Annotated in this window: 15 protein-coding genes; 9 read left to right on the top strand and 6 right to left on the bottom strand. The window is 60.5% G+C overall.

What is annotated here, in order from left to right; genetic code table 11:
* Window positions 1-100: 100 nt before the first annotated feature.
* A complete protein-coding gene (locus tag ABVN21_RS26570; protein WP_339555449.1) occupies window positions 101-1,621 on the bottom strand; it encodes an aldehyde dehydrogenase family protein in 1,521 nt (506 codons plus the stop codon).
* 300 nt (window positions 1,622-1,921) lie between these two features.
* On the opposite strand from ABVN21_RS26570, the gene ABVN21_RS26575 reads away from it, so the two are divergent.
* The 4 genes from ABVN21_RS26575 (at window position 1,922) to ABVN21_RS26590 (ending at window position 6,200) form a co-directional block, all read left to right on the top strand.
* Window positions 1,922-3,832, top strand: a complete 1,911-nt coding sequence (locus tag ABVN21_RS26575) for a sigma-54-dependent Fis family transcriptional regulator (RefSeq protein WP_339555448.1) — start codon at window positions 1,922-1,924, stop codon at window positions 3,830-3,832.
* A 112-nt stretch (window positions 3,833-3,944) separates the two neighbouring features.
* Complete coding sequence (gene mpl / locus ABVN21_RS26580; RefSeq protein ID WP_339555447.1) at window positions 3,945-5,294, top strand: UDP-N-acetylmuramate:L-alanyl-gamma-D-glutamyl-meso-diaminopimelate ligase; 1,350 nt, start codon at window positions 3,945-3,947, stop codon at window positions 5,292-5,294.
* Window positions 5,291-5,923, top strand: coding sequence for a flavin prenyltransferase UbiX (gene ubiX / locus ABVN21_RS26585; protein WP_034148111.1), 633 nt, complete (start codon window positions 5,291-5,293; stop codon window positions 5,921-5,923). Before mpl ends, ubiX begins: the two co-directional genes overlap by 4 nt.
* Window positions 5,916-6,200, top strand: a complete 285-nt coding sequence (locus ABVN21_RS26590; protein WP_008009029.1) for a YceK/YidQ family lipoprotein — start codon at window positions 5,916-5,918, stop codon at window positions 6,198-6,200. Before ubiX ends, ABVN21_RS26590 begins: the two co-directional genes overlap by 8 nt.
* Before the next feature lie 120 nt (window positions 6,201-6,320).
* On the opposite strand, the gene ABVN21_RS26595 is transcribed toward ABVN21_RS26590, so the two are convergent.
* From ABVN21_RS26595 to ABVN21_RS26605, 3 genes are all read right to left on the bottom strand, one after another.
* Window positions 6,321-6,962 carry an oxidoreductase gene (locus tag ABVN21_RS26595; RefSeq protein WP_339555446.1) on the bottom strand — a complete coding sequence of 214 codons (642 nt, stop codon included), beginning with the start codon at window positions 6,960-6,962 and terminating at the stop codon, window positions 6,321-6,323.
* Between the two features lie 26 nt (window positions 6,963-6,988).
* The gene (locus ABVN21_RS26600) at window positions 6,989-8,707 is read right to left on the bottom strand and encodes a C13 family peptidase (RefSeq protein ID WP_339555445.1); all 1,719 of its coding nucleotides are present in this window, start codon (window positions 8,705-8,707) and stop codon (window positions 6,989-6,991) included.
* A gap of 114 nt (window positions 8,708-8,821) precedes the next feature.
* The gene (locus ABVN21_RS26605; protein ID WP_339555443.1) at window positions 8,822-9,277 is read right to left on the bottom strand and encodes a MaoC family dehydratase; all 456 of its coding nucleotides are present in this window, start codon (window positions 9,275-9,277) and stop codon (window positions 8,822-8,824) included.
* 193 nt (window positions 9,278-9,470) lie between these two features.
* Here ABVN21_RS26605 and ABVN21_RS26610 point away from each other — a divergent pair, with 193 nt between their 5' ends.
* The 4 genes from ABVN21_RS26610 (at window position 9,471) to ABVN21_RS26625 (ending at window position 11,430) form a co-directional block, all read left to right on the top strand.
* A complete protein-coding gene (locus ABVN21_RS26610) occupies window positions 9,471-9,836 on the top strand; it encodes a CidA/LrgA family protein (RefSeq protein ID WP_339555441.1) in 366 nt (121 codons plus the stop codon).
* The gene (locus ABVN21_RS26615) at window positions 9,833-10,549 is read left to right on the top strand and encodes an LrgB family protein (RefSeq protein WP_339555440.1); all 717 of its coding nucleotides are present in this window, start codon (window positions 9,833-9,835) and stop codon (window positions 10,547-10,549) included. The genes ABVN21_RS26610 and ABVN21_RS26615 overlap by 4 nt, the downstream gene beginning before the upstream one ends.
* Window positions 10,550-10,560: 11 nt before the next feature.
* Complete coding sequence (locus tag ABVN21_RS26620; protein ID WP_339555439.1) at window positions 10,561-11,151, top strand: LON peptidase substrate-binding domain-containing protein; 591 nt, start codon at window positions 10,561-10,563, stop codon at window positions 11,149-11,151.
* Window positions 11,152-11,268: 117 nt separating this feature from the next.
* Complete coding sequence (locus tag ABVN21_RS26625; RefSeq protein ID WP_339555438.1) at window positions 11,269-11,430, top strand: hypothetical protein; 162 nt, start codon at window positions 11,269-11,271, stop codon at window positions 11,428-11,430.
* 96 nt (window positions 11,431-11,526) lie between these two features.
* Here the strand turns inward: ABVN21_RS26625 and ABVN21_RS26630 are convergent, their stop codons facing one another.
* Together ABVN21_RS26630 and ABVN21_RS26635 are read right to left on the bottom strand one after the other, a co-directional pair.
* On the bottom strand, window positions 11,527-12,843 hold the full coding sequence (locus ABVN21_RS26630; RefSeq protein ID WP_339555436.1) for a bifunctional DedA family/phosphatase PAP2 family protein: 1,317 nt from the start codon (window positions 12,841-12,843) through the stop codon (window positions 11,527-11,529).
* A 155-nt stretch (window positions 12,844-12,998) separates the two neighbouring features.
* Window positions 12,999-13,697, bottom strand: a complete 699-nt coding sequence (locus ABVN21_RS26635) for a DNA-3-methyladenine glycosylase (protein ID WP_339555435.1) — start codon at window positions 13,695-13,697, stop codon at window positions 12,999-13,001.
* Between the two features lie 188 nt (window positions 13,698-13,885).
* Between ABVN21_RS26635 and ABVN21_RS26640 the strand changes: the two genes are divergently transcribed.
* Window positions 13,886-15,157, top strand: coding sequence for a glutamate-5-semialdehyde dehydrogenase (locus ABVN21_RS26640; protein ID WP_339555434.1), 1,272 nt, complete (start codon window positions 13,886-13,888; stop codon window positions 15,155-15,157).
* Window position 15,158: the final 1 nt, after the last annotated feature.

Here is a 15,158-nt window from a genome sequence, read left to right on the forward strand (position 1 = left end):
TTACTTGAAACGACATCGCCGGCAAGCCGGCTCCTACAGGTTTTCGCGGTCTGTAGGAGCTGGCTTGCCAGCGATGGACTCACCTCATTCCAAGAGGGGTTTAGAAGAAGCCCAGCGGATTGATGTCGTAGCTCACCAGCAGGTTTTTGGTCTGCTGATAGTGATCAAGCATCATTTTGTGGGTTTCACGGCCGACGCCGGACTTTTTGTAACCACCGAACGCGGCATGTGCCGGGTACAGGTGATAGCAGTTGGTCCACACACGACCGGCCTTGATGGCGCGGCCCATGCGATAGGCGCGGTTGATGTCGCGGGTCCAGAGGCCGGCGCCCAGGCCGAACTCGGTGTCGTTGGCAATGGCCAGGGCTTCGGCTTCGTCCTTGAAGGTGGTGATGCTCACCACCGGGCCAAAGATTTCTTCCTGGAACACACGCATTTTGTTGGTGCCCTTGAGCAGCGTCGGCTGGATGTAATACCCGCTCGCCAGATTGCCCTCGAGTTTTTCCACCTTACCGCCGGTCAGCAACTCGGCGCCTTCGCCCTTGGCAATTTCCAGGTACGAAAGAATTTTGTCGAATTGCTGCTCGGACGCCTGGGCGCCAACCATGGTGTCGGTGTCCAGCGGGTCGCCGCGTTTGATCGACAGGACTTTTTTCATGACCTCTTTCATGAAGTCGTCGTAGATCGACTCTTGCACCAGCGCACGGGAAGGGCAGGTGCAGACTTCACCCTGGTTGAAGAACGCCAGCACCAGACCTTCGGCCGCTTTCTCGATGAAAGACGGTTCGGCCTTCATGATGTCTTCGAAGAAGATGTTCGGCGACTTGCCACCCAGCTCTACGGTGGACGGAATGATGTTTTCGGCCGCGCATTTCATGATGTGCGAGCCGACCGGGGTCGAGCCGGTGAAGGCAATCTTGGCGATGCGTTTGCTGGTGGCTAGCGCTTCGCCGGCTTCTTTGCCGAAGCCTTGCACAATGTTCAGCACGCCCGGTGGCAGCAGGTCGCCGATCAGTTCGATCAGCACGGTTATGCCCAGCGGGGTCTGCTCGGCAGGCTTGAGCACCACGCAGTTCCCGGCAGCCAGGGCCGGGGCAAGTTTCCAGGCGGCCATCAGGATCGGGAAGTTCCACGGGATGATCTGCCCGACCACGCCCAGCGGTTCATGAATGTGATAGGCCACGGTATTGCCGTCGATTTCGGCAGCGCTGCCTTCCTGGGCACGGATGCAGCCGGCGAAGTAGCGGAAGTGGTCGGCGGCCAGCGGAATGTCGGCGTTGAGGGTTTCACGCACGGCTTTGCCGTTGTCCCAGGATTCGGTGATCGCCAGCAGCTCCAGATTCTGTTCGATGCGGTCGGCGATTTTCAGCAGCACCAGCGAGCGTGCCTGGGCGGACGTGGCGCCCCAGGCATCTGCCGCCGCGTGGGCAGCGTCCAGGGCCTTGTCGATGTCTTCGGCCGTGGAGCGGGGGAATTCCGCAATCGGTTGACCATTCACTGGCGAGGTATTGGTGAAGTACTGACCTTTGACAGGCGCGACGAACTCGCCGCCGATGTAGTTACCGTATTTGGCTTTGAACGAAACGATAGCGCCTTCAGTACCGGGGTGAGCGTAACGCATGATGTTTTTCTCCTTGGCTTTTGTACTTATAAGAGAGGCGCATGTGCGCTTGCTATAAGCGTAGAGCAAAGGTTGGGCCACTGCCGTGCAGGTCAGGCAAATCAAGGCGTTACACGGTTTTTGTCGGACCGGCGGGCGACGCCTGTGACGGTTTCGGTACAGCCCATGTGACACTTTGTACCGTTTGTGGAACAACCCGTGACCGGGCGGTCCGTCGAGCATTGCAATGCGCGCCGGGCTGGAGGATGCTCGGCATCACCTCATGCACGGGTCGCCCAGCCCCGGGGAGAATAATAAGAAATGCACGACAACCATTTGAGTCGCCATGCCCGGCAAGTGTTGACCGTGACGCAGGGGAAAACCCACCTGCACGGGCCTGGCAGTGACCCGTCCATCGCCCGCTCGTGGCTGCGCTGTCTCGAGGATTATCACCTCGACCCGGCGCTGACCATGGCGCCTACGGTGTTGGAGCACGGGCGCGTCCTCGAAAGCCGCGAACGCCTGCAGCAAGTGCTGCACATCGCCGGCCATGAAATGACTAGCCTGCATCAGCAGCTTTCCGGCGCCGGACACGCGGTGCTGCTGACCGATGCACGTGGCGTGATCCTCAATTGTGTAACCGCGCCCGCCGAGCGGAAGATTTTCGAGCGTGCCGGGCTCTGGCTCGGCGCTGACTGGAGTGAGGCCTGCGAAGGCACCAACGGCATCGGTACTTGCCTGGTGGAGCGCCAGGCACTGACCATCCATCAAGACGAACACTTCCGTGGACGCCACACCGGCCTGACCTGCTCGGCGAGCCCGGTTTTTGATCCCCATGGCGAATTACTGGCGGTGCTCGACGTGTCCTCGGCGCGGCATGACGTATCGCGTCAGAGTCAGTTCCACACCATGGCCCTGGTCAACCTGTCGGCGAAGATGATCGAGAGTTGCTACTTCCTGCGTTGCTTCGAGAATCAATGGTTGCTGCGTTTTCATTTGCAGGCCGAATCGGTCGGGCTGTTTAGCGAAGGGTTGCTGGCGTTTGATGGGGAAGGGCGGATTTGCGCGGTTAACCAGAGTGCACTGAACTTGTTGGGACACGTTCGCGGCGGATTGTTGGGTCAACCGGTGGTGGGGTGTTTCGACTGCTCGCTGGACGAATTGCTCGGCCGCGCCAGCGTGAATGCCAGCGCCAGTTGGCCGCTGCGTACCCGGGACGGGCGAGGATTGTTCGCTGTCTTGCGCGGACAACCGCGGCGTGTGCCGGTACCGGTGGTGCCGAGCCCGGTGGTTGAAGAGCCTGCGCCGCTGTCAGGGATTTGCTTGGGTGATGCCGCGCTGCAGGCGGATTTCCGCAAGGCCCTGCGCGTGTATGAGCGGGATGTGCCCTTGCTGATCAACGGCGAAACCGGTTCAGGCAAAGAGGCCTTCGCCAAAGCCGTGCATCGCGCCAGTCAGCGGTCCGCAAAAGCCTTTGTTGCCCTCAACTGCGCGGCCATCCCGGAGAGCTTGATCGAGAGCGAGCTGTTCGGCTATCGCGGTGGCAGCTTCACCGGCGCGCGCAAGGAAGGCATGCGCGGCAAGTTGCAGCAGGCCGATGGCGGGACGTTGTTCCTCGACGAAATCGGCGACATGCCCCTGGCCTTGCAAACGCGGCTGTTGCGGGTGCTGGAGGATCGTCAGGTGGTGCCGATTGGCGGCGAGCCGGAGTCGGTCAATGTGCGAATCATCAGCGCCACGCACCGCAATCTGCTGGAGCGGGTGCAGGGCGGCAGTTTCCGCGAGGATCTGTATTACCGGCTCAACGGGTTGGAGGTTGCGTTGCCGGCGTTACGCGATCGCGGCGATAAGTCGCAGTTACTGGATTTCTTGCTCGCGCAAGAGGCGGGCGGGGAAACGGTGCTGATCGACGGGCCGGCGCGGCAGGCGTTACTGGGATTTGCGTGGCCGGGGAACGTGCGGCAATTGCGTAATGTGCTGCGCACACTGGCGGCGTTGTGTGACGAAGGGCGGGTCGGGCTGGATGATTTGCCGGTGATGATTCGGCAGTTGCGGCCCCTGACCGAGGTGGACACTCCTGTGACTGAACATCCACTGGAGGATGCCGAGCGGCTGGCGTTGCTCAATGCGCTGGAGCAGACGCGCTGGCACATGACGAATACGGCTGAGCAGCTCGGCGTGAGCCGCAATACCCTCTATCGAAAGCTGCGCAAACACGGTATCGCTCGGTAAACCGCGTCGCGGCCATCGCTAGCAGGCTAGCGATGGCGCCGGTATGGGCGAAACAAAGGTGCGAATTTTCCCACCCTAAGCTAACCTGCGGCCATGTTTTACGAGGTCGACTATGCACATTCATATTCTTGGTATCTGCGGCACTTTCATGGGTTCGATGGCGGTTCTGGCCAAAGAGCTGGGCCATCACGTGACGGGCTCCGATGCCAACGTCTATCCGCCGATGAGTACTCAGCTTGAGGCTCAGGGCATCGAGTTGACCCAAGGTTATGATCCGGCGCAACTCGACCCGGCGCCGGACCTGGTGGTGATTGGCAACGCCATGTCGCGTGGCAACCCGGCGGTTGAATACGTGTTGAACAAGGGCTTGCCTTACGTCTCCGGTCCGCAATGGCTGGCCGACCACGTGCTGCAAGGTCGCTGGGTACTGGCTGTGGCCGGTACGCACGGCAAGACCACCACCAGCAGCATGCTCGCCTGGGTGCTGGAGCACGCGGGTATGAGCCCGGGCTTCCTGATCGGTGGCGTACCGCAGAATTTCTCGGTGTCGGCGCGTCTTGGTGGCACGCCGTTCTTCGTTATTGAAGCCGACGAATACGACAGCGCCTTTTTCGACAAGCGCTCCAAGTTCGTTCACTACCGCCCGCGCACGGCGATCCTGAACAACCTGGAGTTCGATCACGCCGATATCTTCCCGGACTTGCCGGCGATTGAGCGGCAATTCCACCATTTGGTACGGACCATCCCGAGCGAAGGCCTGGTGATCCATCCGACCACCGAACCTGCGTTGCACCGCGTGATCGAGATGGGCTGCTGGACCCCGGTGCAAACCACCGGTGCCGGTGGTCAATGGCAAGTCAAATTGCACAGCGAAGACGGCTCGACGTTCGAAGTGATGTTCGAGGGTGTTTCCCAAGGTGTCGTCGAGTGGGACATGACCGGTCAGCACAACGTCGCCAACGCACTGGCCACGTTGGCTGCGGCGCGCCACGTCGGCGTCGTGCCGTCCATGGGCATCGCCGCATTGAGCGCGTTCAAAAGCGTGAAGCGCCGGATGGAGAAGGTCGCGGAAGTCCGTGGCATCACCATTTATGACGATTTCGCCCATCACCCGACGGCCATCGCCACCACCCTTGATGGCTTGCGCAAACGTATTGGTGACGCCCCGTTGATTGCGATCATTGAGCCGCGCTCCAATTCCATGAAGCTGGGCGCTCACCGCGACGGTCTGCCGGAAAGCGTGGTCGATGCCGATCAGGTGATCTGGTACGCACCGGCCAATCTCGGCTGGGATCTGGCGGGCACGGCGGCGCTGTGCACCGTGCCGTCGATAGTCAGCGACTCGCTCGAAGGCATCATCGAGCGCGTAAAAAGCCAAGCCCAGCCGGGCACTCACGTGGTGATCATGAGCAACGGCGGCTTCGGCGGCCTGCACGGCAAGCTCGCCGAGGCGCTGAAATGAACAACGGTCCGGACCGCATCACGCTGGCGATGACCGGCGCTTCCGGCGCTCAGTACGGCTTGCGCCTGCTCGATTGCCTGGTGCGTGAAGACCGCGAAGTGCACTTCCTGATATCCAAAGCCGCGCAACTGGTGATGGCCACTGAAACCGACGTCACCCTGCCGGCCAAGCCGCAGATGATGCAGGCGTTCCTCACCGAATACACCGGCGCCACTGCGGGGCAGATTCGCGTGTATGGCAAGGAAGACTGGATGTCGCCGGTTGCCTCGGGCTCCGGTTCGCCAGCGGCGATGGTGGTGGTGCCGTGTTCCACCGGCACCCTGTCGGCCATCGCCACCGGCGCCTGCAACAACCTGATCGAGCGCGCCGCCGACGTGACGTTGAAAGAGCGCCGACAGCTGATTCTGGTGCCGCGTGAAGCGCCGTATTCGAGTATCCATCTGGAGAACATGCTCAAGTTGTCGAACATGGGCGTGACGATTCTTCCGGCATCGCCTGGCTTTTATCATCAACCGCAAACCATCGACGACCTGGTCGACTTTGTAGTGGCGCGGATTCTCAACCTGTTGAACATTCCCCAGGACATGCTGCCGCGTTGGGGCGAACACCATCTGACCAGCGATGAATAAGCTGCTGATCATTCTGCTGGCGCTACAGCTGGCAGGGTGTGCCACCGCGCGCACACTTGATGCTGCCAAACCGGGGGCGCCAGTGGTGTATTCGGGGACGCGGCTGGATTTGTATGCCATGAACGGCGGCTGTTGCGCCATGGACCGCTTCGGTGCCGAAGCGCCGAGCTATCCGGGTGTCGATCTGCCGGCGAGTGCCTTGCTCGACACGTTGCTGTTGCCATTGTCTTTGCTGACGGTGATTGGCGTGAGTTTTCAGGCGACGGGCGGTTTGTAGCGGCGAACCTGGCTTTTTGTGGAGAGGGAGCTTGCTCCCGCTGGACTGCGCAAGCAGGCCCTCTTTGGGGCGGCTTCGCCACCCAGCGGGAGCAAGCTCCCTCGCCACAAGGTTCGCCGATTATTTGCCTAGTTTCCTGAGCTCATCTGACTCGACAACCCGCATCCCATCCTGTTCTTCCAGCGCCAGCCGCCACATGGCGCGGGCCAGTTGGCAGGCTTCGATGCCGCGATATTTGCCGGGAATCAGGCGGGACAATGGCCCGGCGAACTGCTCACCCAGACGCGGTTCGAGACGATCACCCAGCAGCAGCGACGGACGGCAAATGGTCAGCTGCGGCCAGTTTTGCGCGCGCAAGGCATGTTCCATCTCGCCTTTGACCTTGTTGTAGAAAATCGAGGATCGGCGATCGGCCCCCAGGGCGCTGATCACGATCAGGTGCCTTGCGCCCATCTCCCGGGCGCGTTTGGCGAAAGCCACTACCATGTCCAGGTCCACCGCACGAAACGCCTGTTCCGAACCCGCCCGCTTGATGGTAGTGCCCAGGCAGCAGTAGGCGATATCGACGCGGCCGTTCAGTTGCGGCAGAAATACCGCCGGGTCGCCAACCGGGTTTTCGAGGTGGGGATGTGCGGCCAACGGCCGGCGTGAAGGGGCCAGTACCCGCGAGATCGTGGGCTCGTTGAGCAGGCGATCAAGCAGGTGTTCACCGGTCAAACCGGTGGCTCCTGCAAGCAGTACGTGCTGAGGCGTCAAGTACATAGTGTTTCTCCCTTGATACTGTCAGCTTAGATGTTCTTTGTATCCTTGCCGTCAATGGAGACACTTTGTAGTGCTTTTCGTGCCTGCTGTTTACGCAAAAGCTGCCAGTGGGAGATGACGGTTTTGGGTGCCCATATCTGCGGCTCGGAGGCTTCGAAATTGTCCGCCAGTTCGCGCTCGGCGACATTGGCCCGGGCCAGTTTGAAGGCTTGTTCCAGGTCGTCGGTCTGGTTCAGTGCCTGTGCGAACAGCGCATCGCCGAAGTAGGTGAAATTGGCTTCCTCCGAACAGCCGAAGGACACGCGATCGGCCCGCGAGGCGGTCATGATAAGGGTGCGTTCGTCCTTGAGGGCGGGGATAAAACCACCGGAGTAGCAAGCCGAGATCACGATGATCTTGTCTCGGTTTTTCAGCGGGGCGAGGACCGCTGCGAGTTCGTCGGCCGGCAAGTCGGCCAGTTCCATGCGTGGCTGATCGAGCACCAGTTCGTGTTCGCTGGTGCCGTGGCTGGTGAGGTAGATGAATATCAGGTCTTCCGGGCCGCTGCGTTCCGCCAGGGTCACGGCGGCGCGACGCAGGTTTTCCCGGGTGGCCATCGGGCGGTCGCCGATGTGATCGCGATGATTTACCAGGCGGATCTGGCCAAAGGCGCCGAAGCGGCTGGTGAGCATGTTGGCGACGTAGTCGGATTCGCGCAGGAACACGCTCTGTTTGCCATCGCCGCCCAGGGTCAAGGTGTACAGCTCTACTGCCGGGGTCGACGCGGGCACATTGCTCAGGGCGGTTTCGAGCAATCGGCCCTGGGCCAGCAAACCGAGTTCGAGGGTGTCGGGCAGCAGCTTGCCATCGGCATCGCGCACCCGCTGGCCGTTGACCCACGTACCGCTTTGCACCGTCCCGTCAGTCAGTACCAGGGTGCCGCGCCCGGAATAGCTATCGTTGTCGAACTGGCCGACGTAGAAACTGCCGTCCGCCAGGTTCAGGCGGCCGTGACCGCTGAAGCGCCAGTCGTTGAAGTTACCGATGTAATGACTGCCGTCGGCGCCGATCAACTCGCCCTTGCCGTTTAGCGAGCCTTCCTTGAATTGGCCCAGCCAGACATCGCCGTCCGCGTTCTCGTAGCGACCTTTTCCGTGCAGTTGATTGTTCTTGAAGCTGCCAACGTACATGTCGCCGTCGGCACTGTTGAAGGTTCCGTTGCCTTCCAACTGGCCGTCTACGAAACGCCCGGTGAACTGATTGCCGTTGCCGTCGCTGCGCTGGCCTTCGCCATTCGGTTTGCCGCGGGTGAACTGGCCTTGATAGGCGCTTCCGTCTTCGAGTTCCAGGCGACCGAGTCCTGAATATTGATCGGCCTTGAACTCGCCGCGATAGGTCATGCCGTTTTCTTTGAGGGTGCCTTCGCCGTCACGACGACCGAGTTTGAAGCCGCCGGTGTAACTGCTGGCGCTGGTGGTCAGGCTGCCCTGACCGTCGAACAGGCCCTGATTGAACTGCCCGCGATAGATCTCGCCGTTGCTGCCGTGCCATTCGCCCTGTCCATGCCATTGGCCTTTGTCGAACTCACCGGCGTACCAGCTGCCGTTCGGGTAATCGATACGGCCCTGGCCTTGCAGCAACCCGTTGACCAAGTCACCACGATAGCGTCCGCCGTCCGGCAGGCGGGCGTCGGGGGGCAAGGGCGATTCGCCGTCGCCGCAAGCGGTGAGCATCAGGGTCAAGGCAAGGAGTGCAAGTGAGCGCATAGCGGGATCCGGGCAATTAGGCGACGGAGTATGCCGCAGCTATGTGTCCTTATATAGCCGGTAGAAAGGAAGCAGGCGCGAAACAGCGTGAGCTGTTTCGCAATCAGGCAGGTATCAGACGAAGCAAAGGGACAGCGGCTCAGCAATGTAAGCCGGTTTTTCCGACCCTTCGATTTCGAGGGTGGCGGTGGCCTTGAGCAGCCATTGACCGGGTTTCTTCTCGAAGACTTCAGTCAGCTCGACCTTGAGGCGTACTTTTGAATTGACCTTGACCGGCTGAATGAAGCGAACGCTGTCGAGGCCGTAGTTGACCACCATCTTCAAACCTTCGGGCATGACCAGGATGTCTTCCATCAGCTTTGGAATCAGCGACAACGACAGGAAGCCATGGGCAATAGTGCCGCCAAAAGGGGTTTGCGCGGCTTTGACCGGGTCGACGTGGATGAACTGGAAATCCCCTGTGGCCTCGGCGAACAGGTTGATGCGCTCCTGATCGATGGTGAGCCATTCGGAACGTCCAAGTTCCTTGCCGACATAATCATTGAGCTCTGCAACTGGAACATAGGGCATTGAGACTCTCCTTGGATTCATCGCTTTTATAGTTTTGAGGTGGGGGATTTGACCGCCCGATTTACCACTTTAGATCAACATGGCAAATGGCTCCGGTCAACCGACCATGCTTTTGGCGAATGCCGATCTATAGGGCAGGCGTGCTTATAATGCCCGGGCTAATGCGGGTGACGGTTTTTGCGGGAGACGAAGGATGTTGTTACGAGGTTTGACCTGGCTGGTGCTGTTCCAATTGCTCGGCACGGCGCTCAACCATTTGTTTTTGCCGGTGCTGCCCGGACCGATCATCGGCCTGCTGCTGTTGCTGGTGTACCTGATCAGTCGTGGCCAGGTCGGTGAACCGTTGAGCCTCGCGGCCAGTAGCCTGTTGCGCTACTTGCCCTTGTTGCTGGTGCCACCGGCGGTGGGCGTGATGGTTTACGCCAAGGACATTGCGGCGGATTTCTGGGCCATCGTCGGCGCGTTGGTGCTGTCGCTGTTGCTGTCGATGGCATTCGCGGGAGTGCTGATGCAGCGCATGATCAAGCGCCACGCTCACCATCCCGAGGACAACCAATGATCCTCGACTGGCACGGCGCCTGGACGTCGGTAATTCATCATCCGCTATTCGGTATCGGCATTACCCTCGGCGCATATCAACTGGTGCTGGCGGCATTCGAGAAAACCCGCTGGATCTTTTTGCAACCGGTGCTGGTCTCCATGTTGCTGGTGATCGGTGTGCTGGTGGGCTGCGGGCTGACCTACGTCGAGTACCGCAAAAGCACGGAAATCCTCAGCATCCTGCTCGGCCCGGCCACGGTCGCGCTGGCCGTGCCGCTTTACCTCAATCTGCGGCGGATTCGGCAGTTGTTCTGGCCGATATTTACTACGCTGGTGATAGGTGGCGTGGTCGCCACGGGCATGGGCGTGTTGTTGGGCTGGTGGTTCGGAGCCGAGCACATGATTCTGATGACCATGGCGCCGAAGTCGGTGACCTCGCCGATTGCGATGTTGGTGGCCGAGCAGATCGGTGGTGTCGCAGCGCTGGCGGCGGTGTTCGTGTTGATTACCGGCGTGATCGGGGCGATCTTCGGTCCGAGCCTGCTGACTCGGCTCGGTGTCCACAGTCCCGAGGCCCGAGGCATGGCCCTGGGGATGACCGCCCATGCGGTCGGCACGGCGGTGGCCATGCAGGAAAACGAAGAGTGCGGCGCCTTCGCGGCGCTGGCGATGAGTCTGATGGGTGTGGCCACGGCGGTGTTGCTGCCGTTGGCGGTATCGATGGTGGTGTAAGGGAAATGTCTATGAGTCTGCCGCTTTTTCCGCTGAACACGGTGCTGTTTCCGGGCTGCATCCTCGACTTGCAGATTTTCGAGGCGCGTTACCTGGACATGATCGGCCGCTGCATGAAACAGGGCGGCGGCTTCGGCGTGGTGTGCATCCTCGAAGGCGACGAAGTCGGGATCGCCCCGGCAGGTTATGCGTTGGTCGGGTGCGAGGCGCTGATCACCGATTTCAAGCAGCAGGACAATGGGCTGCTGGGGATCCGGGTGCAGGGCGGTCGGCGCTTTAACGTATTGAGCACTGCGGTACAGCGCGATCAGTTGACCGTCGCCGAGGTCGAGTGGCTGGAGGACGAGCCGGAGCAGCCGCTTCAGGACGAGGATGCCGATCTGGTGGCCTTGCTCAAGGCCTTGGCCGAACATCCGATGGTCGAAGCGCTGAACATGGGCACCGAAGCGGCCGGGCAACAGTCACTGGCCAATCAGTTGGCGTACCTGTTGCCCTTCGCCGAGCTGGACAAGATCGATCTGCTGCAGCTTGATGATCCGCAACAGCGGCTGGATGCCATTCAGGCATTGCTGGATGAGTTGCAGGGGGAGTTGTTTGCCTGAGCAGCATTTGGCAAACATTGAATTGACTGGCCAGCATTGCTGGAAACCGGTGATTTATTTAGTTTGCAGATGCCCACATGAAGTGGCGAATTTCATTGACTAAAAGGAATTAGATTCATGACTCTCTACACCACTGAACGCGCCGCATGGGAAGCCGCTGCGATTGGCTACCTGCTGAAGCACGCCAGCATTGGCCAGTCTTTCGAGGACACTGCAGTCGTCGCGGGTCAGTTAGCTGATGCCCTGATTCTGGAAATGCGTAAGCGTCGCAACGCTTGATCAGCTTTTAGCTTGGCGTGTTTCGATCAAAAAACCCGGCCGATTTGGTCGGGTTTTTTTGTTTTTAACCAAGTCCAATGGTTTCTAAACCGATCGTTAGTAGGCATACCGCAACATCGTATGGGGCAAATGCCGCAATACAAAGAAACCAAACAACGCTACTAACGATGGCAGCACCAACCACCAAACCCGGGGCGGCATGGCATTAAGCGAAGTTTGACGCTGACTCAGCCAGAGGCACGCCGCACAGATACACGCCGCCAGCATCGCCCCCGCCAACACATCCGTCGGCCAGTGCGCACCCAGGTATACACGGGACAGGGCAATCGCAAGCGCCGGCAGGCAGCCCACCAGCAACCAGGTCAAGCGCATCCGTGGCGGTTGTCCGCGACCGGCCAGTACGGCGAGGGTCAGGAACAGTGCGAAAGCACCGGAAGCATGACCGCTGGGCATGCTGTAAGTGGTCAGCGGGTCGCTCAACACTTCAGGACGAACCCGGGCGAAAAAGTGTTTGGTCACGGTGTTGCCAAGCGCGGTGCACAGCAAGGTGCTGCAAGCGAAGATCGCCTGGCGCCATTGGCACGTGATCAGCAGCACTGCGACCAGTAGCGCACTCAATAACAGCATGTTGCGGAACTCGCCGATCAGCGTGAAGACCACGGCCACTTCATCGAGCATTGGACTGCGGTGCTCCTGCACCAGCGTCATCACGCCTTGATCAAGGGCGCTGAGGTGCGAGTAGCCGATAAACAGGCCTGCCAGAATCAGAAAACTCATGCCGGCAATGAACATCGTGGCTTTACGATGCCGACGCAGGCTGCTGGTTGCGCTCAGCCCGATCATTAGCGCGATGCTGGCCGCGACAATCCCGGCTTGCGGCCAGAAACCCTCGGGTAGCGGCAAGCGAATCGCGGCGCCGGTGGCCCAGCCCGGTAGTAGATACGCCACCGACCATCCGGCCCCGGCCAGCAGGCTGACGGCGAAAAAGCGTGGGAAGGGCATGTCGAACATCCCGGCCACCATCGGCAGCATCGGTCGCAGCGGACCGATGAACCGCCCGACCAGCAGGCTGGCGATGCCGTAGCGCTGGAAATACGACTCGGCTCCGGCGATCCATTCCGGGTGATGGCGCAGCCCTGGCAGGCGCCGGATGTTTTGATGGAAATGCCGCCCCAGGAAGTACGAAACGACGTCGCCCAGCACCCCGGCGACAAACCCCAGCAACAGCGTTTCACTCAGTGACAGCGCACCGCTGCCGGCCAGTACCGCCACGGCGAACAGCAATACCGTGCCCGGTACGATCAGCCCGGCAATCGCCAGGCATTCGATGAAAGCCACTATGAATACCGCCGCCGCCAGCCATTGCGGGTTGACCGTCAGCCAACCGGTCACGCTATCGAGCCATGGGCCCATAAAAACAACTCCATTGAATGTTCGATTGGCCTTTGTGGGAGCGAGCCTGCTCGCGATGGCGCAGCTTCAGTCAGTAATGATGCTGAATGTACTGGCCTCATGGCGAGCAGGCTCGTTACCACAGGGGGACCTTGAGCTTCGAGTACCGGGCATTGTCAGGACAGCACAAAATAATCGCGACCTTCGACCTGGCCCCGTCGCACCGGGTTCCGCGTGCAATAGGCGGCGTAAGTCGCGTCGACGAAACGGTACATCAGGTGTTCGTCGCGCCCATGGGGAATGCCCAGGCGCGTGGTCTGGAGGATATGCGCTGGTGTCTGGCCGACGTCTTCTACCAGCAAAATATCATGGTCGAAACGCTTGGCGTCCCAGGCCGGCACCTTCAGGCCCAAGGATTTGCACAACAAGGTTTGCCCGGCACAGAGCTTTTGCGACGGGCGCGGGTGGCCTTGGGCGTTGGGGTTATTCAGCAGCATCTGCGCCAGGCTCGCCGGACCGCTCAATTCGTCGACCCAAGGGTAGGCGGATTTGATCAGCACAGCGTTGCCCGGGCCTTGGGCGCTGAAGTTCAGGGAATCGCCGCCCCGCGCGTAATACATATAGATGTGGCCACCATCCAGAAATAAAGCCTTACGTTTTTCTGTGTAACCGAGCGACGCGTGGCTGCCTTTTTCTGCGCAGTAATAGGCTTCGGTCTCGATGATCCGGGCGCTTAGCCACAGGTCGCCGACCCGGTGGCGGATAACTTTGCCCAGTAAATCCCGGGCCAGAACTTGCGCGTCTCGGTCGAAAAACGCGTCCGGAAGGCCCGTGGGCAGGCTCGTGGCGGACGCTCGAACAGTCAGGTTGGACATGATGAACGGCGTTTGTCAGGGCTGATTGAGTTGTGATGATAACAATTTGCAGCTTAATCACGGCTGAACCTCGGCTAATTGACCTCCATTTCGACCATCCGCCCGTCACCGCTGTTAGTCAGTGGACGCGACAGCTATAATCTGCCGCTTTACTCTTTACCACGACTTGGAAAAGACCACGCCAGATCATGACTGAGCCCGTTCTTGACTACATGACCCGTCTGGGTCGCGCTGCCCGCGAAGCGTCCCGCGTCATAGGCCGTGCCAGCACTGCGCAGAAAAACCGCGCGCTGCAGGCGGCTGCCAACGCGCTGGACGCGGCACGCGCCGAGTTGACCGCTGCCAATGAACTGGATCTGGCGGCTGGCCGCGCCAATGGTCTGGAGCCGGCCCTGCTCGAACGTCTGGCACTGACTCCGGCGCGTATCGACGGCATGATCGTTGGTCTGCGCCAAGTTGCGGCATTGCCAGACCCGGTCGGCGCGATCTGCGACATGAGCTATCGGCCGTCGGGTATCCAGGTCGGCAAGATGCGCGTGCCGTTGGGCGTGATCGGTATCATCTACGAGTCGCGGCCGAATGTGACCATCGACGCGGCCAGTCTTTGTCTGAAGTCCGGCAACGCGACCATCCTCCGGGGCGGATCCGAAGCCATTCATTCCAACCGTGCTATCGCCGCCTGCATCCAGCGCGGCCTGGCCGAGGCTGATCTGCCGGCCGCCGTGGTGCAAGTGGTCGAAACCACCGATCGTGCTGCCGTTGGCGCCCTGATCGCCATGCCCGAATACGTCGACGTCATCGTGCCCCGTGGAGGCCGTGGCCTGATCGAGCGGGTCAGCCGAGACGCCCGCGTGCCGGTGATCAAGCATCTGGACGGTATCTGCCACGTTTACGTGAGTGCGCACGCCGATCTGGCCAAGGCCCAGCGCATCGCGTTCAACGCCAAGACTTACCGCTATGGCATCTGCGGGGCGATGGAAACGCTGCTGGTCGATCAAACCATTGCCAAAGATTTCCTGCCTTCGATGGCTGCCCAGTTCCGCGAAAAAGGCGTCGAGCTGCGCGGTTGCGAACGCACCCGGAAGATTATCGATGCGCGGCCGGCCACTGAAGAGGACTGGAGCACCGAGTACCTGGCGCCGATTCTGTCGATCCGTGTGGTCGACGGGCTGGACCAGGCCATCGAACACATCAACCATTACGGCTCTCACCACACCGATTCGATTGTCAGCGAACACCAGGGCGACACCCGGCGTTTCATGGCTGAAGTCGACTCTTCGTCGGTGATGATCAACACCCCGACGTGCTTCGCCGATGGCTTTGAATACGGATTGGGTGCCGAGATCGGCATTTCTACTGATAAGCTGCACGCCCGCGGCCCGGTGGGCCTCGAAGGTTTGACCTGCGAGAAGTACATCGTGGTCGGTGATGGCCAGCTGCGCGGACAGGAGCCAGTCTGAC

This window comes from Pseudomonas sp. MYb327 (assembly GCF_040438925.1).
GTDB lineage: Bacteria > Pseudomonadota > Gammaproteobacteria > Pseudomonadales > Pseudomonadaceae > Aquipseudomonas.

Coding starts and splice junctions, on each gene's coding strand:
- ABVN21_RS26570 (WP_339555449.1), bottom strand. CDS start 1,621: ATGCGTTACGCTCACCCCGGTACTGAAGGCGCTATCGTTTCGTTCAAA.
- ABVN21_RS26575 (WP_339555448.1), top strand. CDS start 1,922: ATGCACGACAACCATTTGAGTCGCCATGCCCGGCAAGTGTTGACCGTG.
- mpl (WP_339555447.1), top strand. CDS start 3,945: ATGCACATTCATATTCTTGGTATCTGCGGCACTTTCATGGGTTCGATG.
- ubiX (WP_034148111.1), top strand. CDS start 5,291: ATGAACAACGGTCCGGACCGCATCACGCTGGCGATGACCGGCGCTTCC.
- ABVN21_RS26590 (WP_008009029.1), top strand. CDS start 5,916: ATGAATAAGCTGCTGATCATTCTGCTGGCGCTACAGCTGGCAGGGTGT.
- ABVN21_RS26595 (WP_339555446.1), bottom strand. CDS start 6,962: ATGTACTTGACGCCTCAGCACGTACTGCTTGCAGGAGCCACCGGTTTG.
- ABVN21_RS26600 (WP_339555445.1), bottom strand. CDS start 8,707: ATGCGCTCACTTGCACTCCTTGCCTTGACCCTGATGCTCACCGCTTGC.
- ABVN21_RS26605 (WP_339555443.1), bottom strand. CDS start 9,277: ATGCCCTATGTTCCAGTTGCAGAGCTCAATGATTATGTCGGCAAGGAA.
- ABVN21_RS26610 (WP_339555441.1), top strand. CDS start 9,471: ATGTTGTTACGAGGTTTGACCTGGCTGGTGCTGTTCCAATTGCTCGGC.
- ABVN21_RS26615 (WP_339555440.1), top strand. CDS start 9,833: ATGATCCTCGACTGGCACGGCGCCTGGACGTCGGTAATTCATCATCCG.
- ABVN21_RS26620 (WP_339555439.1), top strand. CDS start 10,561: ATGAGTCTGCCGCTTTTTCCGCTGAACACGGTGCTGTTTCCGGGCTGC.
- ABVN21_RS26625 (WP_339555438.1), top strand. CDS start 11,269: ATGACTCTCTACACCACTGAACGCGCCGCATGGGAAGCCGCTGCGATT.
- ABVN21_RS26630 (WP_339555436.1), bottom strand. CDS start 12,843: ATGGGCCCATGGCTCGATAGCGTGACCGGTTGGCTGACGGTCAACCCG.
- ABVN21_RS26635 (WP_339555435.1), bottom strand. CDS start 13,697: ATGTCCAACCTGACTGTTCGAGCGTCCGCCACGAGCCTGCCCACGGGC.
- ABVN21_RS26640 (WP_339555434.1), top strand. CDS start 13,886: ATGACTGAGCCCGTTCTTGACTACATGACCCGTCTGGGTCGCGCTGCC.